This is a genomic window from Pseudovibrio exalbescens DSM 16456 (genome assembly GCF_000422785.1).
GTDB lineage: Bacteria > Pseudomonadota > Alphaproteobacteria > Rhizobiales > Stappiaceae > Pseudovibrio > Pseudovibrio exalbescens.
The window spans coordinates 487,289-510,541 of record NZ_AUGS01000001.1 but is presented as its reverse complement, the minus strand read 5'-3'; the positions used below and the strand labels follow the sequence as shown (position 1 = coordinate 510,541).

The following is a 23,253-nucleotide window of genomic DNA, read 5'->3' as shown; positions in this document are numbered from 1 at the left end:
GTTAGCTCGCGAACCCTGCAATCATCACCCAGATGATGGCCAGCGGTGCGATGAACCGAACAACGACACGCCACAGACCCAGGTAGGCGAACGGCAATTCGCCTTGGTTCTCCAACTCGCGGGAGACTTTGCCGTAAGCCGCCCAACCGGCACACAGCGCGGTCAAGATACCGCCAATGGGCAGGAAGAACTTGTCAACCAGGTAGCTGAGGAAGTCGAAGAACGACATGCCGAAGAACACCACGTTGCCCCAGATCCCCAGCGACAGCGAACACGGCACACCAATGGCGAAGATAACAAGACCAACACCCAATGACGCCGGCTTGCGGCCGATGCCGAATGTCTCCGAGAAGTAGGCAACCGGGATCGCCAGCAGCGAGATTGAAGATGTCAGGGCCGCAATCAACAGCATTGCAAAGAACACAGCCTGGAACACCATTCCAAGCGGCATGGCACCAAAGACAGCCGGTAGCGTGATGAAGGTCAGGCCCGGACCGGCACCCGGATCCATGCTGAATGCGAACACCGCAGGCAACACAAGCAGGCCAGCCAGAAAGGCCACCAGAAAATCAAGCGAAATCACCCAGATTGAGGAGCTGCGAATATTGGTATCGCCCGGCAGGTAGGAGCCATAGGTAATCATCGCGCCCATACCCAGTGACAGCGAGAAGAACGCCTGTCCCAGCGCAGCCTGAACCATGCCCATGTTGACCTGTGACAGATCCGGCATAAGGAAATACTCAACACCTTCCCAAGCGCCCGGCAGCGTCACCGAACGGATCACCAGAACCAGCAGCAGCAAGAACAAGAGCGGCATCAACGCCTTTACTGACCGTTCAATGCCCGAGGTGACTCCTAACAGAACAATCAGGATGGTTAGCACCATGAACAAACCATGGTAGATGATCGGCTCCAGCGGGGAGCCCACCAGGTCGCCAAATTGCCCGGCCAGCACCTCTGCGCTGCCGCTGCCAATGGCCCCTGTAAATGTTTTGAGAAGGTAGGCGATGGTCCAGCCGCCAACCACGGAATAGAACGACAGCAGAACGATGGACGTCACAAGCCCCAGCACACCAACCGGGATCCAGCGCCGACCACCCACAACCTTGAAGGCCCCGACCGGGTTCAGCTTGGCCGCACGCCCGATGGCGATTTCCGCCATCATCACGCTGACCCCGATGGTCACCATGATCACAAGGTAGAGCAACAAAAACGCGCCGCCGCCCTCGCTACCTGCAAGATATGGAAATTTCCAGATGTTCCCCAGTCCAACCGCAGAGCCCGCTGCGGCCATAATGAAGCCGAAGCGACTTCCCCATTGCTCTCGTTGCATTGTTTCTTCTTATCCACCTTATGTAGATTTTCGTTTCTCCGCAGGGCGTATCTGGACAACAATCCAAAACCCCTAGCCCCTGCGGCCGCATAGCCGCGTGCGCCCAAACACGCGTAGCGCCTTCTTCAACGACGTCAACGGCAGTGTTTACCGGACAGTTCGTCGCAGTTAATGGAGACAGTCCCAAAACGCAATCAATTTTCCAACTTGAAAGCCGGGTCGCAACTTTTGTTAAAAATCTTATGTCTTAGAACAATATAATATAAGCACAGATCACCAAAACCGGCGGATGAGGCAACAATAATATGCCCCAGCCCGTCTACCCTCCTGCCCTATTCCTGCACAAATCTGTCCTGCCTGTTTTCTGTGGGCAACTGGGGATAGTTTTCCCCCTATACGAGCAGGCGGCAAAATACACTTCTTCAAGTAGCCGACATGGCGAACCCGCTCCCACCAAACCGCGCCATAGAGCAAAAAAAACCCCGCAACACACGTCGCGGGGTTTGCCAAGTTTTCTTCGGAAAAATCTGAATGCCTCTTAAGCCCAGATGGTCATGTTCGCCATGATCCAGAGGATCGCCAGCGGGGCAACAACGCGGCAGATCCACTTCCATACAGTCAGCAGGGCAAACGGAGCAGACCCATTGTTGGTGACTTCCAGGCTCATCTTGTCATAAGCCACCCAACCAGCAACGAGACAGGAGCCGATACCACCCAAAGGCAGGGCGTATGTGTCAGTCAGATAGGACAGCAGATCAAAGAAGTTCATTCCAAAGAAATGCACATCGCCCCAAACACCCATGGCCAGTGAGGACGGAACGCCCAGCGCAAACGTGACCACACCAACCGCGATCGTCGCGGTTGATCGGGACATGCCCTTCTCATCACACAACCACGCGACCGGAATGTTCAACAGCGAGATCGACGAGGTGATCGCCGCAATGGTCAGCATTACGAAGAAAATGGTCTGGAAGAAAGCACCCGCCGGCATGGCCTCGAATACGGCTGGCAGGGTGATGAACGTCAGGCCGGGACCGGCACCTGGATCCATGCCGAATGCAAACACGGCTGGCATGATGATCAGGCCGGCCAGAACGGCAACCAACGTATCCAGCGACAGAATCCAGCCTGCCGAGCTGCGAATGTTGGCATCCGGGTTCACATAGGAGCCATAGGTAATCAGAGCGCCCATTCCCAACGAAAGCGAGAAGAAGGCCTGACCAAGCGCCGCACTGATCATGGAGCCATTCACCTTGGAAAAGTCCGGTGCCAGCAAAAACTCAACGCCTTTCATGGCGCCCGGCAACGTCAGTGCGCGGCCAACCAGCACCAGCAACAGCACAAAAAGAACCGGCATCAGCACTTTGGAAGCCTGTTCAATCCCGCCGGTGATGCCTTTCAGCACGATCAGCATGGTCAGCCCCATGAAGATGGCATGGTAGACAATCGGCTCGGCGGGCGAGGAAACGAGTTGCCCGAACTGGTCTGCGTGCCCTGCCTCGGACACGGTTCCAGCCATCAACTGAACACTCTTAACGATATACGCAATGGTCCAGCCGCCAACGACCGAGTAGAACGAGAGAATGACAAACGGTGTCAGGATGGCCAGCACACCGAACAGCGTCCAGCCACCGCCTGCGGTTTTGCGGAAGGCGCCGATCGGGTCAAGCTGCGCATGGCGGCCGATGGAGATTTCCGCGATCATTGCCGAAAAACCAATCGTTGCGACCATGGCAAGATAGATGATCAGAAAGGCACCGCCGCCCTCTGACCCTGCCAGATATGGAAATTTCCAGATGTTACCCAGACCGACAGCAGATCCCGCTGCCGCCATGATGAAGCCGAAGCGGCTTCCCCAGTGCTCTCGTTGCATTTTTTAAAACCGTTTATCGAGCTTTGAACACGACACCTTTTCAATCAGCAACAAAACTGCGCATTACCACTTACAATTGCAATCAAGCGCCAAAAAGATGCCATACTACGAAATTAATCTGACGGCTTATAGCCTTTTTCCGCCACATATGAAAATGCCGGAGACTCGTGCTTTCCCAAAGAGTCGAGTCAGATTTACTCAACTGTTTACGCAATAACACCTAATCACTCATAACGCACTGAAACAGGACGGAACGGTTCGGGGCTGCTAACAGACCCAAACCATCCCAACGGACGCGAGACGGATTACAGCGCTGCAAGGCCCCGCCGCGCCGCCTCATAGTCTTCTCGCAACTGAGCCACGAACGCTGATGTGGATTGGATATCCTTGATGGCACCAATGCCCTGGCCCGCCCCCCAGATATCTTTCCAGGCCTTGGCCGAGACGCCTTCCTTTTTGGAGGCGGCAGCAAAGTTCATCTGTTCCGGCGTTCCATGCCCCAGCGCAGCCGGGTCCATGCCGGCAGCTTCAATGGACGGCTTGAGATAATTGCCCGGAATACCCGTGAAGTAGCTGGAATACACAATGTCTTCCGCCGCGCTCTCAACAATCATGTGCTTGTAGGCCTCAGCCGCATTCGCTTCCTGCGTGGCGATGAAGGCCGATCCCATGTACGCCAAATCCGCGCCCAGCGCCCGCGCCGCCAGAATGCCGCGCCCCGTGCTGATACAACCCGACAACAACAACGGCCCGTCGAACCACTCGCGGATCTCTTCAATCAGTGCAAACGGCGACAGCGTCCCCGCATGTCCGCCAGCACCGGCCGCAACTGCGATCAGGCCATCTGCGCCCTTGGAAACCGCTTTTCGCGCATACGTGTTGTGAATGATGTCGTGCAACACGATACCGCCATAGCTGTGCACCGCTTCAATCACGTCTTCGCGCGCGCCGAGGGAGGTGATGACAATCGGCACCTTGTATTTCACGCAAAGCTCCAGATCATGCTCTAGCCGGTCGTTGGAGCGATGAACGATCTGGTTGACGGCAAATGGCGCGGATGGTGCATCGGGATTGGCCGCATCGTGTGCTGCCAACTCTTCGGTGATGCGCTGCAGCCATTCTTCCAGCGCTTCCTTGGGCCGCGCATTCAGCGCCGGAAACGAGCCGACGATCCCCGCCTTGCACTGAGCGATCACCAAGTCCGGATTAGACACGATGAACATGGGGGCGGCTACAACCGGCAACCGCAAACGATCCTTCAATATCTCTGGCAAAGCCATGGAAAATCCTCTCAAAGGTCACAACCGAACCGAAGCCAGCCGCTGGGCAGCGCGGCCTCACCACTAGGCACTTCGGCCTCCTCTAAAACAAAATAGTGCCCTGCACAGTGATTATGATTTGGCATGGAGCGCCAGGCCTCCCCTACGGAACCGCCTCCCCGACGCGCAAGGGAGCCAACACGGCACGCATGTTTGCTGGCACCGGCACAGGACGCCGCGTTTGCCGGTCTACATAAACATGGGTGAAGGTACCTTGGGCGCAGGCCACCTGATCCCCTTGGCGAAAGATGGCAAGCTCGTATTGAACGCTGCTGGTCCCCAAATGCAGCACGCGCAGCCCGGCACTGGCGGTTTGCGGAAACGCCAGCGGCTGAAAATAAGAGCAGGAGGAATTGACAACCAGACCGACCGTTGTCCCGTTGGTGAAATCCAATACGCCCTGCTCGATAAGAAACCGGTTCACGCAGCTATCGAAATAAGCGTAGTAGACCACGTTGTTCACGTGGCCGTAGATATCGTTGTCCATCCAACGGGTCTGCACCGGTTCGAAATGCTCGAAAGCATCGCGGTGCAATGGCTGCGGACGGCTCATAACGCCTCCCGGTAGATGGCGAGGGCATCATCATAGGTAACCGGGCGCGGGTTATTGCCCAATAGGCGGGTCTGCTGCATTGCCGCTTTGGCCAGACCCGGCAGATCCCCGGCCTCAATACCGACCTGCTCCAGCCGGTCCGGTATGCCAAGCTCAAAGCACAGGTTCTCCATGGTCTGGATGAATGCCTTGGCCTTCTGCCCGTCCGTACCGCTCAGTGAGGGCAAAAGCACGGTGGCCAGCTGCGCATAAAGCGCCTCAGCCTCCGGCAAGTTGAAGCGCAAAACATGCGGTAACACCAATGCGTTGGACAAGCCGTGCGGGACATGGAACATGCCGCCAATGGGATAGGCCAGCGCATGGACCGCAGCCACCGGACTGTTGGCAAAGGCCTGCCCGGCCAGCATGGCCCCCAGCAACATGCCCGAGCGCGCCGCTATGTCCTGACCATCGGCATAGGCCGAGCGAATGTTGAACCACAGCTGACGCAATGCCTCACGCGCCAAGGCATCGGATATCGGGTTCTTCTTGTGCTTGGAGGTAAACGCCTCAATGGCATGCACCATGGCATCCACACCCGTTTCGGCCGTGACTTCCGGTGGCAGCCGAAGGGTCAGTTCCGGATCCAGCACCGCCACATCGGCATACAGTTGGGACGAGACAATGCCCATCTTGCTGTGATCTTCGCGTGTAAGAATGGCAATCGGTGTCACTTCAGACCCGGTTCCCGCCGTCGTTGGCACCTGAATAAGCTGAAGTCGCTTGCCTTCCACCTTGCCAATGCCATACAGCGCATGCAGAGGCTGCAAGCTGCAACACAACACGGAAACCATTTTCGCCGTGTCCATGGAGCTTCCGCCGCCAAGCCCGATAATACAATCAGCGCCATTTGCCTTGGCAAAGCTCGCCGCCTCAAGCACGATCTGTTCCGAGGGGTCAGGCTCCACCCCATCAAACACCACCGGATTGAGCCCGGCATTGCGCAAGGCTGCTTCCACCGGCTTCACAAGTCCTGCAGCAACCACGCCCGCATCGGTAATCAGAGCAACACGCTTGCATTTGAAGCGAGAAGAAATGACCTCCGCCAATCGCGTTGCTGCGCCACTCTCATTTATAATCAAAGGAACTGTTTCAAATTGAAATCCCATGGGACCCTCCCGTTTCTGGTCCACAAGGCTCATTGGACCTGCCGGCGGCGCACCCGCTCCTGCACGTCCTCGTACACCGCGCCCGCACCTGGACCGGGGCGCGCCTCGACATCGCGCGCCGTCAACACCTTGTAGTCTTGAGACAGGACCTGTACCTCCCGTACCGGCCTGCCACTTGCACGCTCAATCAGGTCAAGCCGCATACCATCCGGCTTGCCTTCCCAACGTTCTCCCCACTGGTTTAGCGCAATCAAAACGGGATAGAAATCCAGACCCTTGTCTGTCAGGAGATACACGCAAGCCCTTGCGTCCCTACGGTCTTTTTCCTTCCGGATCAGACCTGCGGTCATAAGCCGGGCAAGCCGGTCGCTCAACACACTGGACGACATGCCCAGATGCCCCTGAAAGTCGTCAAATCGCTTGAGACCCTGAAAAAGCGCACGCAACAGCAACAGCGTCCAGGCATCACCCACCTGCTCGATCGCCTGCGCGATGGCGCAATCCATTCCGGCAAAACTGGTGCGCGTGCCCACCATGCAACCCCCTTTCACTTCGCTTAACGAAGTAAAAGCCACGGGACCTACCAAGGCAACCACAACCTTTGGTTAGGTTACACCGATCCCTTCAAGCACTGCCCACACGGCGGGATGCGCAAATTCAAATTGCAAAGCCGGATCTCGGATTCCTTCACAGGTCCGGTCGGACATCGGGATCAAGCGCACGCACATCAGGCTCCCGCCACCACGTCAATTGCACAACAAGAGATCCGATCAGACTGACCACACCAACGAACAACAGGCTCTTGATGTCCAAAGACATCAAAACCGGACCACAAAGCGCAACAACGCCGCCGCCAAGCACGAACAGGCTCATGGCAACGCCCATGACCCAGCCCTGTTCCTGTTCCCGTACACTCTTGGACAACAGTGTCAGGATAACCGGATAGATTACGCCAAACGCGACCGATACAGGCACCATGAACATGAAGGAAAGTGGTGGCAGGGTGTTGGCGGCATAGGCCAACACGAACAACGCCATCACGCCGCAGGCAATCTGCACCATGGGAATCCGTTGATAGAACGGTGTCATCAGTCGAACCAGACCGGTCGCGGCCACGGCAGTGGCCAGCCCAAGGATGACAAACGTCAAGCTGATCTGCGCCACGGAAAAACCGAAACGCAAGCGCTGAAAACTTTCCAGATAAATGTAAAACGCATTCATACCCAGTGCGAACAGGAAGAAGGCCATGCCGAGTTTGATCACGGTTGGTCGGCGTTGTACCCGCCACAAGCTCAAAAACACGGCGGACACTTGAAAAGGCGTAGTGTGGCGCGCCCTGTTGGTTTCCTCCATAGCAAGGCTCACCAACACCAACGCGGCTGTTGTGACCAGGCCAGCAATCAATAGCGGCGCCACCGGCTGTGCCCATGCACCCATCACCACGGGAGACACCAGAACACTGGACAGGATTGGCCCGGCCATCAGGCCCAAGGCGAGCGCAGCAGTAAACGCACCCAACTTTCCCGTCAGATCTGCTGTACTGGTGCTTTGATCTGCAAAACTGGCTTGCACCACCGGCAAGGCACCACCAGTTGCCCCAGCAATCAGGCGCCCCAAAATCACCAGTGTCAAAGAGGCAAAATAAACACCAAGAGCGGTCACCACGTAGCCCAGCAGGGCCCCTGAGAGGCAGGCAGACAGCACTTTGCGCCGACCAAGGGAATCGGAAAGCTGGGCAAGGTAGGCGCTACTGAAGAACCACAGCAGGTAATAGCCGCCTATAACGAGAGCCCAAACACCTGCTGACGAAACGCCGACATCGGCCAAAGCGCTCGCGACCGGCTCGCCCGCAAAGAAGTCTGAAAGCACGGGCAAAACCAGCCCATGCCCCATGGCCTCAACAAAAACGATCAAAAACAAGGTAAAACGTGCAAGACTGACCACTGGTGTTTTCCCGTGTGAACCACAGTACGGATATGGCGCAAGATGCGTCACATGACCTTAACGGAGCCGCTCGACCGGAATCAATCATTGCCACGAAATCAATTTCCTTTGGTCTTTCGGTTTCCTTAGGGGGTTTACCCTTGCGAGCGCCCCCGGTTCACCCCTATTAGACACAAGTAGCAAACCATAAAGAACCAAGAGGGCGCAGCGTTTTCATGGAACCCGTGTGGGCAATTGGCCTGATGACCGGCACCGTACTGGATGGCAACATCGACATCGCCATGATCAAGACCGATGGCGAATCCGTCTCGGCCTTTGGCAGCTACACCCTATCGCCCTACCCATCCGATGTGGTTGACCTGCTCAAAACAGCTGTTGACGCCGCGCGTCAGTGGGACTTCCAGGGTTCGGAACCTGCAATCTTTCGTCATGCCGAACGCGAATTGACCCGGGCTCAGGCTCTCGCAGTTGCTCGGTTTCTGCGGCACAACAAGATCCCGCCGCAACAGGTTGGCGTCATCGGCTTTCACGGCCAGACAGTTCTGCATCGGCCGGCAACGCCGGACGTCAAAGGAGCCACCCGCCAGCTGGGTGATGGCGAGCTCATGGCCAATCTTTTGGGCATGCCCGTAATCTATGACTTCCGTAGTGCAGATGTTGCAGCCGGTGGACAAGGCGCTCCGCTCGCGCCTGTGTATCATCGTGCCCTGCTTGCGCGCGCTCGCCATGACGTTGCACCTGCCGATATGGCAGTGCTCAACTTGGGCGGCGTGGGAAATCTCACCTGGTGGGATGGTGCAGACACACTCATGGCATTTGACAGCGGGCCCGCAAACGCTCCCATCAACGATTGGGTCACCACGCACGGCACGTCCAGTTTTGACGAGGACGGCAAACTTGCAGCAGCAGGCACGGTTGACGAGGCACGCCTTGCCGCAGCGCTGGCCGACCCGTGGTTTGATCAGGCACCCCCGAAATCATTAGATAGATTCAGCTTTACACGGTCGCTGGCAGACGGCTTGTCGTTGGAGGATGGTGCGGCGACACTGACAGCCTTCTCCGCCGCTGCGGTTGCTCGTGCGCTGGATCACCTGCCCCATCGACCGACGCATTTGGCGGTGTGCGGCGGCGGACGCAAAAACGCGACGTTTATGCGCGAATTGTGCAAACGAACGCAAACGAACGCAACGCCTGTTGAAACCTACGGCTGGCGCGGCGATGCCATTGAAGCTGAATGTTTCGCGTTTCTGGCTGTTCGGGCTGCACGGGAATTACCTTTGAGCTATCCCCTCACCACCGGCGTACCCGCTCCCTGCGCTGGCGGCAAACTCTATAAACCGACAGTGCTTTAACAGGTTTCCGCACGCGGGGTCCCGCGCCCCGCCGCATCGTTATTCCCTCTACGAACGGGACCATTTCAAGTCCCTCACTGAGGGTCGAACATCCTACCCTCTGCGAAGAACAAACTGTTGCCCTTTCCAACGCTCACGGCCCCTTGAAAGGCCGCTGCCACCAATGGCAGGCTCAGCACCTCTTTTGCGAGGAAAGTTATCCCCGCCTCACACCAAATCAAACAATGTTTTACGCACTCTCTTACGACGCCAGCCAATTGACGAATTGACGTTTTGATAGGCGACACAACCGAAGCGACGGAAACCATCCACTGCCTTTTTGTCAAATGGGCTCACCAGAGCCGAAAGCACCTCAGCAAATCAAACACGGATACAGTGTCTGTGGATCTGACGAAAAGCATTAAGCTTCACCATAAGTGATCAAGTACAAACGAAAGTTCCACGAGGTTCAGCCCGATCATATATATCAAAAATTAAAGGGTGACCTGCCGCCGCACAGATCACCCTTCACAGCCTGCCCCCAAGCTGCAATAGAAATATTGTTTGATTTTTAGACTTACTTCAAATCATTGATAAGTATTTACGCCGTCCAAGCGAATACTATCGCTCTTGCGAATTTCATATTAACCAACTTCTTGGACCAGAAAAGCCCCCCGAAGTAAAAAGAACAACCCTGTTGCCTTTGCGTCACTCCGAAAAATTTCGCCCTGCTACCTCAAGTAGTCCCGACTTTGTGCCGCCCCAAAATAGCCAATCCTGTCATTCAGATTGTGCCCAACATCACAGACCGATGGCAAATGTCTCGCTTAGACTGCAATCAAGGAAGATAAAGGAGGCTCGCATGCCCGCACATACCCAAGCAGCCAAGCTCCCCCTCCGCCAATACATTGGCGGCCTTGCCATGAGTGCCGTTCTTTGGTCCGCCCTGATCCTGATGGTGTGGGCCAGCACTTGATGCCATGCGTTGGTGACTCTGACCGGGTCCCAAATAACACTCTTCGCCGGATTTTATTTTTACTTCCATCATGCTAGGCAAGTTCGGCGGAGGTACGGGAAAGTGAATCAACGATCCATACAGCGCTTGCATTTCGTCTCCAGCGGTACCCCCGAAGCAGATTCGGCAAAGGCGGAACTGGAGGCAATGTATGGCGCAACGACTGCAGATGAAGCCGACGTCATCGTCGCCTTGGGCGGTGATGGCATGATGCTTCAATGCCTCCATCAATACATGAATACCGACAAGCCGCTTTATGGCATGAACTGCGGCTCCGTCGGCTTCCTGATGAACGACTACCGCCCACAAGGCCTTTTGGATCGCCTCAATCAGGCACAAGAGACCCGCATTCATCCTCTCAACGTGGAAGCAACTGACAAGGATGGCGAAACCTTTACAGCCCGGGCCTTGAACGAAGCCTCCTTCCTGCGCCAACGTCATCAGGCAGCCAAGCTGCGCATCACCGTTGACGGCAAGGTGCGCATGGACGAGTTGATCTGCGACGGTGTCATGGTGGCGACCCCGGCTGGCAGCACGGCCTACAACCTCTCGGCTCACGGTCCCATTTTGCCGATTGGCTCCTCGCTGCTGGCCTTGACCCCGATCAGCCCGTTTCGGCCGCGCCGCTGGCGCGGGGCCTTGTTGCCCAATCACGTGAAGGTCCAAATCGAGGTTCTGGAAGCCGACAAGAGGCCCGTGAGTACCTCTGCGGACCACGTGGAATTTCGAAACGTGGTCAAGGTGCTGGTGTACGAAGACACGTCCTCGGAGAGCCTCATTCTATTTGACCACGACCATGGCTGGGATGAGCGAATTCTGGCGGAGATGTTCAAATACTAGGCGGTGAACCCAGGCATTCCGGTGCCTCATGCACATGTTTGGCGCCGGTAGCCATTGCGAGCGTCACAGACCGGCGACATAATACCCCCAAAACCGATCAATCCGGTGTCAGAGGGCAGTAATACATGAACGATAAAGACACGGCAGCTGGTTCTACGCCGGAAGTATTTCGCGCTCCCCTCGACTTGTCCAAAAAGGTCCGCAAGCTCAGCCCCGCTGAAGCCGCCCGGTTCGATCCGGTAAAGGCCGCAGAAAGCGCCGTGGCAGAACTCTCCGAAGAATTCACGGAGTGGCTCACCAAGGAAGTTGACGCTCTCAAAGTCGCTTGGGCGAGCGTGCAGGCCTCGCCAAACTCTGATGATGCTTTGCAGACCTTTTTCCGTGCAGCCCATGACATCAAAGGCCAGGCAGATACTCTCGGGTTTCCGCTGATCGGCGAGGTAGCTGGATCGTTGACCGAATTGATTTCAGCAATGCGGACCGGCACCACCAAGGTACCGCAGGCACTTGTTACCCAACATGTAGATGCAATCTGCGCCATGTTGCGCGAGGATGCGCGTGATCATTCCCACATTACCGGACGCATTCTGGTCGAAAGCCTTGCCGCTGCAAATGAAAAATTGCTGGAGATCAGGTCGGAGAAGTCCGAGGACAACTCAAACGAATAAAGGCCGGAGAACGACCGGCCTTTTTCTTGAATTACCAAATAAATTCATATACTTATGCGGCGGAGAGGATGGAGCTTACCCGAGCCTTCGCGCTCTCTCGAGACGCCTCGTAACTAAGGCGCACCAAAAGGTCCTGCAGGTCGCCAAGCTCTTCAAGACCCAGGCGATCCTGCTCATCCAGCAATTCAGTCACCACCAGACGCGCTTTGCCCCAACGTTCCATGGTCAACGTGTCCGCAAGTGCCCATGCCTCCAACGCCGCACTGAACACGCGGTGGGTTCGCTTCGGCAAACCACACTTTGACAAGAGCGCATAAAGCGTTGAACTGTCTGGCGTTTTCAGGACACTATGGACATAGACCGGGTTTACGCCCGACAGCCGGACCACCGCCCTTTCGAAAAACTGCAAGGCCCCTGTACACACCGCTCGCAACAACAGAAGGCTGGTCATTTGACCACTGGCGACAAGATGCTCGATCAGGCCCAACTGTTCCTCAGCGCCCGCATCATAAGCCAATGAAATGGTGGCCCTATCTTGCGCATCAGCCACAAGGCGTTGCGGAGACTGTGTATGAATTCCACCCGTCAGCAATGGGTGTTCCCGCAAATCCTCCGTATAGCGCCGGATCAGCATGTGGCGCATGGGCAACGACAGATCCTCCCGCTTCAACAACGCATCCTGAATGGACCTCTCACCGCCGAACCGATCGATGATGCGTTGAAACATACGTTCGCGCAAAACTGCGCCGGGATTTTCCAACAAAGTTTCAATAGCTTCGAGCGGTGCAACCTCACAAATCGCAGCAGCCAGCCCCACAGGTACACAGGTCCGCCGAGCAATCGCACAGACCCGGGCAACGCCGGACGTCGCCACGATATCCACCAGTTCGCCAACACTGATGGACGGTGAATGCGCCAATACGGGCAGCGCAACCGAATCCTCATCACACAACAAGGCGGAGATGATGTGGGGCGGCACCCCCTCGGCAGGGCCAAGCACTTCGGCAATAGCGCACCGCACGTCCGGCTCAGGATCATCCAGCATGAAGGTCAAGGCCGCCTCTGCGGTTTCTCGCTCCTCCGCATCCATCTCCGAAAACAAATAGGCTTTCGCAAGCGCTGCAACGGCCTGAGCACGGCTTCCAGCAGGAGCCGTCTGAACCCACGTCAGAAAACTAGATACAATCATGCTACGCCAAACCACTAATATGATTACTTAATGACTTATCATTAAGCATATTTATTAATGTTTGGTTCACCATAAAGAACTTGTAGATCAGGGAGATAGCCGGCGTAAGGTCAACCTCGTGTCGACTTGATGGCTCCATGGTTCAGGAAGCCCGTCAAATCAAGCGGAGCCCCGGCCGGGCGCGGTTTTGGCACGGCAGCAAAGGCGTCAGCAGCTGTTTGTTCCTGTGCCTGGAATGCGGAAGAAACAGAGGCAGATAAAGCGCTGGCACGATCTGCCTCAGCCTGATTTGTGAACAACGCCTCAAAAGGCGCGCCGGGATGGCGGCCACTGGTTGCCCATGCAGTCAAGATCCGGCTGTGAATCACATCGGCTTCTGCCATGGAAGACCGTTGCTGGTCGGCATCCTTGCCTCCGACATCGCGCTCATCCGGCTGTAGAACCTGCTTGGCCGCGATAGTCATTTCCGTTTCGGCGAACTCGTTGACAAGACGGTCGTACACAGAGGCCACGGTTCGGGCAGACCCGTCACGCTCGTAAAAAATGTTCTTGTTCGCTCGTGCTTGTTTTGGAAACAGCGTGGCAGCTTCAACTTCAGGCGTCTGCTCCGAAGCTGTAATAAGCCGCGCCCCACCTGAAGCACCAAGAAAATGAGCGACATACAGCTCACCAGTCGACGGAGGACGGTTCAGCTTGTTGGTAAGTTCCTGATGATTGGCCTGCGTAAACGCCCCCGCGACCAACGCAGAAACCTCCGGATCGTGCCGCAAATCAAGCAACTGCTCGCGCAACTGCGGGTTCTTGACCACGTAGTCACCACCGGGAGTAACATCAATATGCCGGGAATAGTCTTCAAGACCCAAGTCGCTGCCGTTCTTCTTCAGCGTCTCAAGCCACGTGCTCTCAATGAATTGGAAAAGACCCGTCGCGGAGGAAGTTGGCGCCTTGGCCTGAGGATCCATCGCGGATTCGCGGGCAGCAGCTTGCACAAGGTAACCAAACGGCGTACCTGTGGTCTGCGAAGCGCTCTCGAAGGCCCGCTCTATGCGATTGGATATGGAAGCATCCCCGACGACCTTCATGGTCTTCACCCCTTCCTTACTTATAGTAAAAATTGCTTAATAATGGTTAATAAATCGTTAACGTTAAATTATTCTGGGCAATGCATCCCCTGATAGCTTAAATTTTTATTGTCTGCATCCAAAACCTGCGGAGAACCGAATGACCTGCCTGCTCAGGGTGTATACCCCGGATAGTCCTCTGATCCATCAAGGAAAAATAGCTTCCAACGACATTATTGTAGTTGATCGAGACGCGTTGCAGAATGGGAACACCGCGTCATACCAAGGGGCGTGTCAAAACCTGTTTCTCGCTGCAGATACCGCAGATGATCAAGAACTACTGAATTTAGTTCAAGAATGCACTCTAGACTCTCTCTGCGGGATCTACACTGGAGGTCTGGTCACTGCTACGGACGTTCAACGCTTGAACACAATCCTGTCTGCGGTTGAAGCCGAAACGGGTCGTCCCGACCAAAGTCTATCCATACTGTTTGAACTTGGCAGTCGCCCCGCCGCCTTCAGCGCAGTTGGAAACTGGCCAGTAACCGTTGCCACGCGCATCACAGCACTGACGTGGTGCGAAAACACTCTTAAACAAGCCATTGGTGCGACTTCAACGCGCTCCTCCACCGGCTCCTACTTCTCGCCCTTCCTGACTGCTCAAGCGCAAATAGTCATGGCGGCCGCCGCACTGGAGGTGCCCGCGTTTGACACCTCCCACAATGCCGCCAATCCCCATGAGTTCCAAAAGTGGACCCAAGAGGCGCGCGCAATGGGTTTTGCAGGAAAAGCCGTCACAAATGAGAGCGAACTGCGAACTGTTCGGCAATACTTCAACAGACCCTCTTAGCCGTGCCAAGAAAACTGGACCCCACCTCCTGCACGATGGTCAAAGAATCATCAGGCACAACAACTGCTGGTTCGCGAAAGCGCACGGAGACACTTCAACAGCTTATTCACAAGCAATCGGGACTTTGGTGCACACAGGCAAGAAAACAGCTGTTGCAGATTTACCATCAAAACTGTGATCTGGAACACACCAAAATCCAAGGGTTTGCCATATTTTAGTCGCGATCACTGAGGTGAAAAATCACTCCCAAGAAAGCAGTGTGGCCGCTTCGCCACATCTGAGTGCCACCCCGTTCATCCCCAAACCCGTTTAAACAAGCGCTGAAAAGTGCTAGTTCGTGGTGACATGAGCTACGTAGTCTACGGCTCAACACCCGACATTCCCCAGTGATGGGCAACCATTGCTGTCGGGCGAATTACGGCGGAGATGAACCTTCCATCTCCGCCTTTTTCGTAGCCAGCGCCAATCATTGCGGCCTGGGCATAGCAAACACTTCGTCAATCACCGCGTAGTCCATGTACCCAAGCCGCGACAATAGCTTAAGACGGCTCATGTCAATCAGGCCATCAACCAGCACATCATCATCGATGTGGACGCCAACAACCTGCCCGAACACCACCCATGAGTTGGTCTCTTCTCCAGCCAAATCAACAAGACGCTGGATAGACAACGCCTTGCATTCCAAAGCCGCCTTGGCTGCCTCCACACGGGGCACGCGGACAATCTCACAAGTCGCGGTATCCAACCCAGCCAGATCAAATTCAGAGACATCCGAATCCACCATCTTCGAGGAGGTATTCATTGCGTCCTGAAGGTGCTGAGTGGCCAGATTGCAGACGAACTCGCCAGTCGCCTCGATGTTAGCAACCGAGTCTTTGTAGCCACTGGAGGAGAACATGACGATCGGCGGTGTATCGCAAACAGCATTGAAGAAACTGTAAGGTGCCAAATTCAACGCCCCAGAGGCCGATTTACTGGAAATCCAACCTATGGGCCGCGGAGCAACCAGCGCCTTGAAAGGATTATGAGGCAGCCCATGGGGCTCATTTGTCTTGTAAAACATGGAACAATACTCGTGATTAGGCAGACCAGTGAGTGGTAATGGCCTCAATGTCCGGTCGGTCCCGCTCTTTGGGCGTAACACTGGAACTGCCAATATAAATAAAGCCAGCGAACTGCTCATGCCCATCAGCACCCAGCATCCGGGCAGCATCAGCGTCATAAGTGTACCACTCTGTAATCCACTGCGCGCCAAAACCGAGGCTGTTAGCTCCGATCAACAGGTTCATGCAAGCCGCGCCTGTGGACAGCGTTTGCTCCAGCTTGGGCACTTTGCTCTCCGGTCGATATGACGCCAGCACACCAATCACCAATGGAGCCCGCAAGAACCGCCCCTCCTCCATCTGCTGACGGTTTACGCCAAGCGGACCTTCCTTTTCCTCGGCAATGCGGGCCAGATTCACCCCAACGTCACGGCGCGCATCGCCTTGGTAAACAACAAATCGCCATGGGCATTGCTTGCGATGATCTGGCACGCGAGTCGCGATTCTCAGTAAAACGGCAAGATCTTCTTGACTGGGCCCCGGCTCAACCAGTGTTGCTGCCAATTGTGAACGGCGCTTGAGCATAAACTCGGTTACGGCAGAATAATCGGTGCTTTTATTGGACATGATTCTCGGCTTCTTGAAACATTTCTATAATTTGACAGCGCGCATAATCTGAAAAGATACCACCATCAATCCCGAGGGGACTGGGTATAGAGCGGGCACAATTTCGCCTCATTTGGGCATTTCTGTCAAAACTTCAAGTAAACCTTTATAAATCGCTTCCAAATCAAAATGTGACAGGCTAGTTTCAATTGGATGCGAACAACCAGTTTTTCGTGCGCTGTCGCATCGGAACAACACTTAAAAACACAGTGTATCAGAGAGCGCAAACGTGGTGCTTAGAACATTAAATCCTGTTTCCAGAGCCGTTTCACGTGTCGCGGTGGTCTGTGCAACAGCAGTGGCATTGCAATGGGCACCCGTGTCCTCCGCGCTGGCACAATCTGCGATACCCCCGGTCAAACCGGATTTGCCGTTTGCCCCTGACGTTCTGGATATGAATCCAGACGGCAATCAATCTGTTACCCCGCCCATCAGCTATGATCCGCTGAGCGGTTACCAAGGGCAATCGTTGGCCCCCACATTCGGCTCGACCAATCAGACCTACTCGCCAAGCTTTCCGTTTGATTCAACGGCAGAAACGGCGATGGACAAGGCGACACTCTATCTTGTGGCAAAGCTCTCGGAAGACACTCCCAACCTGACCAAGGGTCTTGTTTGGCGTGTGTTCGATGCAACGCCCAAAGAAGACGGCAGCTACGAGCAACTGGCCGTTATCAAGGATAGCGATGCTGAAGTCCGGCTGGACCCAGGCGCCTACCTGGTTCACACCTCGTTCGGCAAGGTAACGGCCACAACACGGCATGAACTGACCCAAGGTGTCACAACCGGAACAATTGTGCTGAACGCAGGGGGCATTCGCCTGGATGCCGCACTATCCGGGGATCAGCCACTGGAACGCGAAGATGTCACCTTCGACATCTACGACATGACCTACGACGCCACGGGCAACCGCAATCTCATCGCGGGTAACGTAAAGCCCGGCCAGTTGATTCCAATCGGAGCAGGCACGTACCATGTGGTGAGCCGATACGGCAACTTGAACGCCATTGTCCGCGCTGATTTGCACGTACAGGCCGGCAAACTGACAGAAGCAACGCTTCACCATCGTGCAGGCGAAGTGACGTTGAAGCTGGTTAGCGGCAAAAACAAGATTTCTCTTGCCAACACATCATGGACTGTTCTGACCCCTGGCGGGGATACCGTGGCCTCCGGAAATGGTGCGTTTCTGGATCTTACGCTGGCCGCAGGCACCTATGAAGTGATGGCACAGAACGGTGCAACAACCTATCGCGACACCTTTGAAGTTAAAACCGGCTTCCGCGACGTGGAAATCGAGATCGATACAGAAAAAGCTCAGCGATAGGCTGAGCTTTTCAATCTCCATCAGAAATATTGGCGCTTCCCCAGCGCCCCTCAGGCGGAGCGCTTCAACTCCGGCGGGCCCAATGCAAGAACGCGCTCCTGCAAATGGTCAATGACTTCCTTCTGGTTGGAAAACGCCTTCAACTCTTCATAGGGGATTTCATCCCCAACACGAATTGAGATATGCGATCCCACAATGCGCCGAAACTCGCGGATCAACAGGGATAACCGCAATGTCAGCGAAAAGCGGCTTGCCATGTGAAAGAGCGGCGAGTTCTGACCTTCAAAATACATGGGAACCACTGTTGCCTTCGCTGAGCGGATCAACTTGGCCGTGAAGGTTTTCCATGGCAATTCCTCGGCGCGGCCAAAGGGTTTGCGCGCGGTCGCAACACCGCCACCTGGAAAGACAACAATTGTCACCCCTTCGTTCAGAAGGCGCAACGCTTCCTGACGGGTGCGCATGTTGTTGCGCAGCGCTTCCTGTGTCTCCTCAAAATCAACGGGCAGAGAATAAGGACGGATCTCCGGCACCTTGAGAAGTTCATTGTTGATGAGGATCCGATAAGGCCGATCAAGTTGCTCCGTCAGCGCCAGAATGGCCAGCCCATCTCCAATTCCGAATGGATGATTTGCAATGACCACAAGCGGACCATCGGGCAATTTCTTCGGTGGCCATGAGGCACCGCTGACCGATAGCGACACATTGATCAGTTCCAGCAACCCGCCCCACTGATAGGGTGTACTTCCAACGATTTGTTCGCGCCACATCTCATAAAGACGTAACAGCTTCTTTCGCCCGGAGAGACCTTCGACCCCCCGAATAATCCAGCGCTTGAGACGCGGATGGTCTGCATTCGCGTAGCTGAACTCTGCGTATTCCAAATGTGACCTCCCCAAACGGGCGTAGCCTAAGATGACAAACCATAAATAGACCGCCACCTAAGCAACTCTTCGTGAAAGTCTGGCGACAGAGACATAAAAATATGGGGTTGGCAACAATTATTGATGCCAACCCCGTTTACTGAACATGTACTGATGGATCAGGACTGCTTGAGATCCGGTGCAACCGCTTCGTCACTCAGGCTTTGAATAGCTTCATCCAAAGTCATATTGGTTTGAGCACGTGAGCCCAAACGACGGATACTGACAGTCTTCTCCTCAGCTTCACGCTTGCCCACGGCAATGATGACCGGAACTTTGGCATGAGAGTGCTCGCGAACCTTGTAGTTGATCTTCTCATTGCGAAGATCCAGTTCGCCGCGCAAACCGGCAGCTTTCATCGCCTTGTGGACTTCGGCCGCGTAGTCATCAGCATCAGAGGTGATCGCAGCCACAACATACTGTTGCGGAGCTAGCCACAACGGGAAGTGACCGGCGAAGTTCTCGATAAGGATGCCGAGGAAACGCTCCAGAGATCCACAAATCGCCCGGTGAACCATGACCGGCTGCTTCTTCTCACCGTCCCTGTCCACGTAAAAGGCACCAAAGCGCTCTGGAAGGTTGAAGTCCACCTGCGTGGTGCCACACTGCCATTCGCGACCGATGGCGTCTCGCAAGGTATACTCGAACTTGGGCCCGTAAAACGCACCTTCACCCTCGAGAATATCGGTCTTGATCTTCCCGCCTGAGCGTTCTTCGATCTGCTTCAGCACTTCGCTCATGACTTCTTCGGCATGATCCCACACCTCGTCGGAGCCAACCCGCTTTTCCGGACGCGTTGATAGCTTGACGACGATTTCTTCAAAGCCAAAGTCCTTGTAGACCGCCAAAATCAGATCGTTGATCTTGTGGCATTCGTCGGCCAGTTGATCTTCCGTACAGAACACATGGGCATCATCCTGAGTAAAGGCGCGCACACGCATCAATCCATGAAGCGCTCCCGACGGCTCGTAGCGGGATACGGCACCGAACTCAGCCATGCGGAGGGGTAGATCGCGATACGACTTCAATCCGTGTTTGAAGATCTGAACGTGACCGGGACAATTCATCGGCTTGATGGCAAATACACGCTCGTCCTCTGTCTCGGTGACGAACATGTTCTCGTGGTACCATTCCCAGTGCCCCGAGGTCTCCCACAGGCTTTTGTCCAGAATCTGCGGCGCATTCACTTCCTGATAGTCATCAGCCAGACGGCGCCGCATGTAATTGGTCAGATTCTGGAACAACTGCCAACCTTTGTGGTGCCAAAACACGACACCCGGGCCTTCCTCTTGGAAGTGATAGAGGTCCATTTCACGGCCCAGCTTGCGGTGATCACGCTTCTCGGCCTCTTCCAGCATGTGAAGATAGGCCTTCAGATCGTTGTCATTGGCCCACGCCGTACCGTAGATGCGAGTCAGCATCTCGTTGTCGCTGTCCCCACGCCAATAAGCGCCAGCCACCTTCATCAACTTGAAAGCAGAGCCAATCTGATTGGTCGACACCATATGCGGTCCGCGGCACAAGTCCAGCCAATCGCCCTGACGGTAGATCTTGACGCTTTCACCTTCGGGAATCGCATCCACCAGTTCGACCTTGTAATCCTCGCCCTGTTGGCGGAAGTAGTCCTTGGCTTCGTCGCGGCTCCAGATTTCTTTGGTGAACTTGGCGTTGCGCTCGATGATCTGCCGCATCTTCTTTTCAATCACCGGCAGGTCTTCCGGCGTGAACGGTTCCTCGCGCTTGAAGTCGTAGTAGAACCCATTCTCGATAACCGGACCAATGGTCACCTGAGTACCCGGCCACAGTTCCTGCACGGCCTCGGCCATGACGTGCGCACAATCGTGTCGGATCAGCTCAAGCGCCCGAGGATCATCTCGTGTGATAAGCTCGATTTTTGCATTGTGCTCAATAACATCACTCAAGTCCCGCAGCTCACCATCCAATGCCATGGCAAGGGATTTCTTCTGCAAGGATTTGGAAATGCTGCCAGCCACGTCCAGACCGGATACACCAGCCTCGAATTCGCGAACAGAATTGTCGGGGAAAGTCAGTTGAATCATATCATTCTCTCCAGCTCACTCCTGCAGACAAAGGCAGGTAAGCGGTCTCCTGTTGGTTTCAGAGCGCTTGCTTAGCGAATTTTGCGGGTCGGGTCCAGTAATCAACGGGTCAAGCTCAACAATTTCAGGAGATTGCCGGACACCATTTTCCTCTCCACACTGCAACTGATGGGCGCAAGTGGGTTGAGGGAGCCACTTTCATGAAAAACGAGACCACCGCCATTCAGTTTGATCTGACGGAACTGAAGGGCGACGGCAAAAACACGAAGCAGGCAACGGGAATCCATCGCACCATACTGGAAGTGGCTTATGCGTTGTTTACCGAGCCCCTGCCCGTGACCTTCATTTGCTTTCACAACGGAACCTCCCGATATCACGAAGTCGATCCGCGCAAGCTCTTCGATCACGCAGATCCTTTCCCCAAATGGACCGCAGAGAGTTTAGGCAATGCCCTTATGGCTCCTTGGGCGCCCAAATACACGGGGCGGCCGATCCGACATCTGTTCCATGCCGGAAAGTACAAATGCCGCCGCTTTTATGCAAAGCTGACAGGTGCCTTGGAGGGCACAGCCCTTGGCACTCCGGTTCGGAAGTTCATACAGCCAACACTTTGCCTTGGCGGTATACACACACAGCGACAACTCGCGACTCACATGACACAAGCAGGCGACCTCGAGAACTATGTTGGCTTCATCCACGATCTGATCCCTGTCCGGACTGAGATGGGCCCCAAATCACGCGGGAGCGGCCGCTGGGAACATGATTTGAAAGCCCTGCTCTCCCTCGCCCCAAATCTTCTGACCAACTCCCAATTCACGCGCGATGACGTTATAGCCTACATTCGCGAACAGCATTTGCCCTCTCCACGACGGTTACAATGCGTTCCGCTAGCCCATGAAATCCGAGGAGCCCCTGAAACCCGTGGTGAAACTGAGGGAACTCGCATGGCGAGCCCTCCGCCCGAGCGCTATTTTCTGATGGTGGGAGATATTCAGCACCGCAAGAATGCCCTTGCTGTTTTCAAGGCCTACCAATCCCTTCTCAAAAGCGGACTTCCTTTCACGCTTCCCAAGCTGGTTTGCGCAGGCAATATCGAGCCCTCCGCTTTGGAGCAGTTGATCCTCGATCACGAGCTGGATCGCGTCGCCCCCTACATTCACCTTGTCCCGGGGCCGCAACAATCGGATCTGCTCAGGCTGTATGTCCGCGCCCAAGCGCTGATCTATCCCAGTCTTTATGAGGGGTTTGGCATGCCTGTTGGGGAAGCGCTCTGGATGGGCACACCTGTCTTGGCGTCCCATACTACGTCCATCCCGGAAGTAGGCGGCCCGCATGTCTCCTACTTTGATCCCAACAGAGTTGAGACCATCGTCACGTGTCTACGCAATTTTCTGGAGGCTCCAACACGTTTTCGCCGCAAGGTTCCGAACCGCAGCTCGCTGCGCAGTTGGCGGGAGGTCGCGCAAGATCTGCACAGCCATGCCTGTGCTCATTCAGGTGAGGCGTCAGGACAACCACCACATTCGGAGAAGCGCACGAGCAAGGCGCCACACCTCCACGTCGGATAGCTTAATGTGTCGTATCCTGCCCGGACTGCTTGAAAACCTTGATGAGTTTGAAGTACTCGCAAACCAGCTCCATCTCCGATGAGAAAACGCCAAGGCGCTCGAAATAGGCCTTATGCTCTCGTTGCCAGTGCTCTAGGCTCAAGTCCCCTTCACCCTCCAGAACGGCCCACACTTCATCAATTTCGTTGAACTTGCGGATAGACACGTCAACCATCTCAACGACACAGCCCGGTTTACCAGCACCATCAAGAATGACGTAGCGATCGCCTGCCTGCGGCACCGGAACCCCCTCCGTCTCGTAGTAGTATAGATCTCCGCAGGTGGCGGTTTTCTGACCAATAAGAACAAGGTTCAGCAGCTCATCTGCCAGTTCTGGCGTATCGCCAAACGTAAAACTGGGAAGTTCGGAAACGTCGAAGGACATTGGGCCTCTTTCTGGCTCGAACACAGCACTGGTGTGGTAATTGCCCTCACCAGATCGAAGATTTGGATACTCCGGGTATAGAGCAGCCAGTAATCCTCAGCAAACGTCTATCCTGAAGACA

The 23,253-nt window shown here is 55.2% G+C and carries 20 protein-coding genes; 6 read left to right on the top strand and 14 right to left on the bottom strand.

What is annotated here, in order from left to right; genetic code table 11:
* Position 1: 1 nt before the first annotated feature.
* The 7 genes from G512_RS0102370 to G512_RS0102340 form a co-directional block, all read right to left on the bottom strand.
* Positions 2 to 1,333: a sodium-dependent transporter gene (locus G512_RS0102370; RefSeq protein ID WP_028480314.1), complete on the bottom strand. Its 1,332-nt coding sequence runs from the start codon at positions 1,331 to 1,333 to the stop codon at positions 2 to 4.
* Positions 1,334 to 1,871: 538 nt separating this feature from the next.
* Positions 1,872 to 3,206: a sodium-dependent transporter gene (locus G512_RS0102365; RefSeq protein WP_028480313.1), complete on the bottom strand. Its 1,335-nt coding sequence runs from the start codon at positions 3,204 to 3,206 to the stop codon at positions 1,872 to 1,874.
* A gap of 305 nt (positions 3,207 to 3,511) precedes the next feature.
* Positions 3,512 to 4,486 (bottom strand): NAD(P)H-dependent flavin oxidoreductase, encoded by a 975-nt coding sequence (locus tag G512_RS0102360; protein WP_028480312.1) that lies wholly within the window; start codon positions 4,484 to 4,486, stop codon positions 3,512 to 3,514.
* A 142-nt stretch (positions 4,487 to 4,628) separates the two neighbouring features.
* Positions 4,629 to 5,078, bottom strand: a complete 450-nt coding sequence (locus G512_RS0102355; RefSeq protein ID WP_028480311.1) for an acyl-CoA thioesterase — start codon at positions 5,076 to 5,078, stop codon at positions 4,629 to 4,631.
* Complete coding sequence (locus G512_RS0102350) at positions 5,075 to 6,226, bottom strand: iron-containing alcohol dehydrogenase (protein ID WP_036488295.1); 1,152 nt, start codon at positions 6,224 to 6,226, stop codon at positions 5,075 to 5,077. Before G512_RS0102350 ends, G512_RS0102355 begins: the two co-directional genes overlap by 4 nt.
* Positions 6,227 to 6,255: 29 nt before the next feature.
* Positions 6,256 to 6,762, bottom strand: coding sequence for a winged helix-turn-helix transcriptional regulator (locus tag G512_RS0102345; RefSeq protein ID WP_028480309.1), 507 nt, complete (start codon positions 6,760 to 6,762; stop codon positions 6,256 to 6,258).
* A 151-nt stretch (positions 6,763 to 6,913) separates the two neighbouring features.
* Positions 6,914 to 8,170, bottom strand: coding sequence for an MFS transporter (locus tag G512_RS0102340; protein WP_028480308.1), 1,257 nt, complete (start codon positions 8,168 to 8,170; stop codon positions 6,914 to 6,916).
* Positions 8,171 to 8,385: 215 nt separating this feature from the next.
* Between G512_RS0102340 and G512_RS0102335 the strand changes: the two genes are divergently transcribed.
* From G512_RS0102335 to G512_RS19760, 3 genes are all read left to right on the top strand, one after another.
* Positions 8,386 to 9,522 carry an anhydro-N-acetylmuramic acid kinase gene (locus tag G512_RS0102335; protein ID WP_028480307.1) on the top strand — a complete coding sequence of 379 codons (1,137 nt, stop codon included), beginning with the start codon at positions 8,386 to 8,388 and terminating at the stop codon, positions 9,520 to 9,522.
* Positions 9,523 to 10,579: 1,057 nt separating this feature from the next.
* Positions 10,580 to 11,356, top strand: coding sequence for an NAD kinase (locus G512_RS0102320; protein ID WP_028480305.1), 777 nt, complete (start codon positions 10,580 to 10,582; stop codon positions 11,354 to 11,356).
* A 125-nt stretch (positions 11,357 to 11,481) separates the two neighbouring features.
* Positions 11,482 to 12,024 (top strand): Hpt domain-containing protein, encoded by a 543-nt coding sequence (locus G512_RS19760; protein ID WP_036488035.1) that lies wholly within the window; start codon positions 11,482 to 11,484, stop codon positions 12,022 to 12,024.
* A gap of 52 nt (positions 12,025 to 12,076) precedes the next feature.
* Here G512_RS19760 and G512_RS0102310 read toward each other — a convergent pair whose 3' ends face one another.
* Entirely contained in the window at positions 12,077 to 13,213 is a 1,137-nt protein-coding gene (locus G512_RS0102310; RefSeq protein ID WP_028480304.1) for a DUF2336 domain-containing protein, read from the bottom strand.
* A gap of 110 nt (positions 13,214 to 13,323) precedes the next feature.
* Complete coding sequence (locus G512_RS0102305; protein ID WP_028480303.1) at positions 13,324 to 14,295, bottom strand: hypothetical protein; 972 nt, start codon at positions 14,293 to 14,295, stop codon at positions 13,324 to 13,326.
* A 139-nt stretch (positions 14,296 to 14,434) separates the two neighbouring features.
* Here G512_RS0102305 and G512_RS23120 point away from each other — a divergent pair, with 139 nt between their 5' ends.
* Entirely contained in the window at positions 14,435 to 15,124 is a 690-nt protein-coding gene (locus G512_RS23120; protein WP_028480302.1) for an aldolase/citrate lyase family protein, read from the top strand.
* Between the two features lie 466 nt (positions 15,125 to 15,590).
* Here the strand turns inward: G512_RS23120 and G512_RS0102290 are convergent, their stop codons facing one another.
* The gene (locus G512_RS0102290; RefSeq protein WP_028480300.1) at positions 15,591 to 16,187 is read right to left on the bottom strand and encodes a flavin reductase family protein; all 597 of its coding nucleotides are present in this window, start codon (positions 16,185 to 16,187) and stop codon (positions 15,591 to 15,593) included.
* 16 nt (positions 16,188 to 16,203) lie between these two features.
* On the bottom strand, positions 16,204 to 16,794 hold the full coding sequence (locus tag G512_RS0102285; protein WP_028480299.1) for a nitroreductase family protein: 591 nt from the start codon (positions 16,792 to 16,794) through the stop codon (positions 16,204 to 16,206).
* Between the two features lie 271 nt (positions 16,795 to 17,065).
* Here G512_RS0102285 and G512_RS19755 point away from each other — a divergent pair, with 271 nt between their 5' ends.
* The gene (locus G512_RS19755) at positions 17,066 to 18,157 is read left to right on the top strand and encodes a hypothetical protein (protein ID WP_073833001.1); all 1,092 of its coding nucleotides are present in this window, start codon (positions 17,066 to 17,068) and stop codon (positions 18,155 to 18,157) included.
* 50 nt (positions 18,158 to 18,207) lie between these two features.
* Here G512_RS19755 and G512_RS0102275 read toward each other — a convergent pair whose 3' ends face one another.
* Together G512_RS0102275 and thrS are read right to left on the bottom strand one after the other, a co-directional pair.
* The gene (locus G512_RS0102275; protein ID WP_028480298.1) at positions 18,208 to 19,041 is read right to left on the bottom strand and encodes a lysophospholipid acyltransferase family protein; all 834 of its coding nucleotides are present in this window, start codon (positions 19,039 to 19,041) and stop codon (positions 18,208 to 18,210) included.
* 158 nt (positions 19,042 to 19,199) lie between these two features.
* Positions 19,200 to 21,140: a threonine--tRNA ligase gene (thrS, locus tag G512_RS0102270; RefSeq protein WP_028480297.1), complete on the bottom strand. Its 1,941-nt coding sequence runs from the start codon at positions 21,138 to 21,140 to the stop codon at positions 19,200 to 19,202.
* A gap of 200 nt (positions 21,141 to 21,340) precedes the next feature.
* Between thrS and G512_RS0102265 the strand changes: the two genes are divergently transcribed.
* Positions 21,341 to 22,708 (top strand): glycosyltransferase family 4 protein, encoded by a 1,368-nt coding sequence (locus tag G512_RS0102265; RefSeq protein WP_028480296.1) that lies wholly within the window; start codon positions 21,341 to 21,343, stop codon positions 22,706 to 22,708.
* A 1-nt stretch (position 22,709) separates the two neighbouring features.
* Here G512_RS0102265 and G512_RS0102260 read toward each other — a convergent pair whose 3' ends face one another.
* Positions 22,710 to 23,132: an ASCH domain-containing protein gene (locus tag G512_RS0102260; protein WP_028480295.1), complete on the bottom strand. Its 423-nt coding sequence runs from the start codon at positions 23,130 to 23,132 to the stop codon at positions 22,710 to 22,712.
* Positions 23,133 to 23,253: the final 121 nt, after the last annotated feature.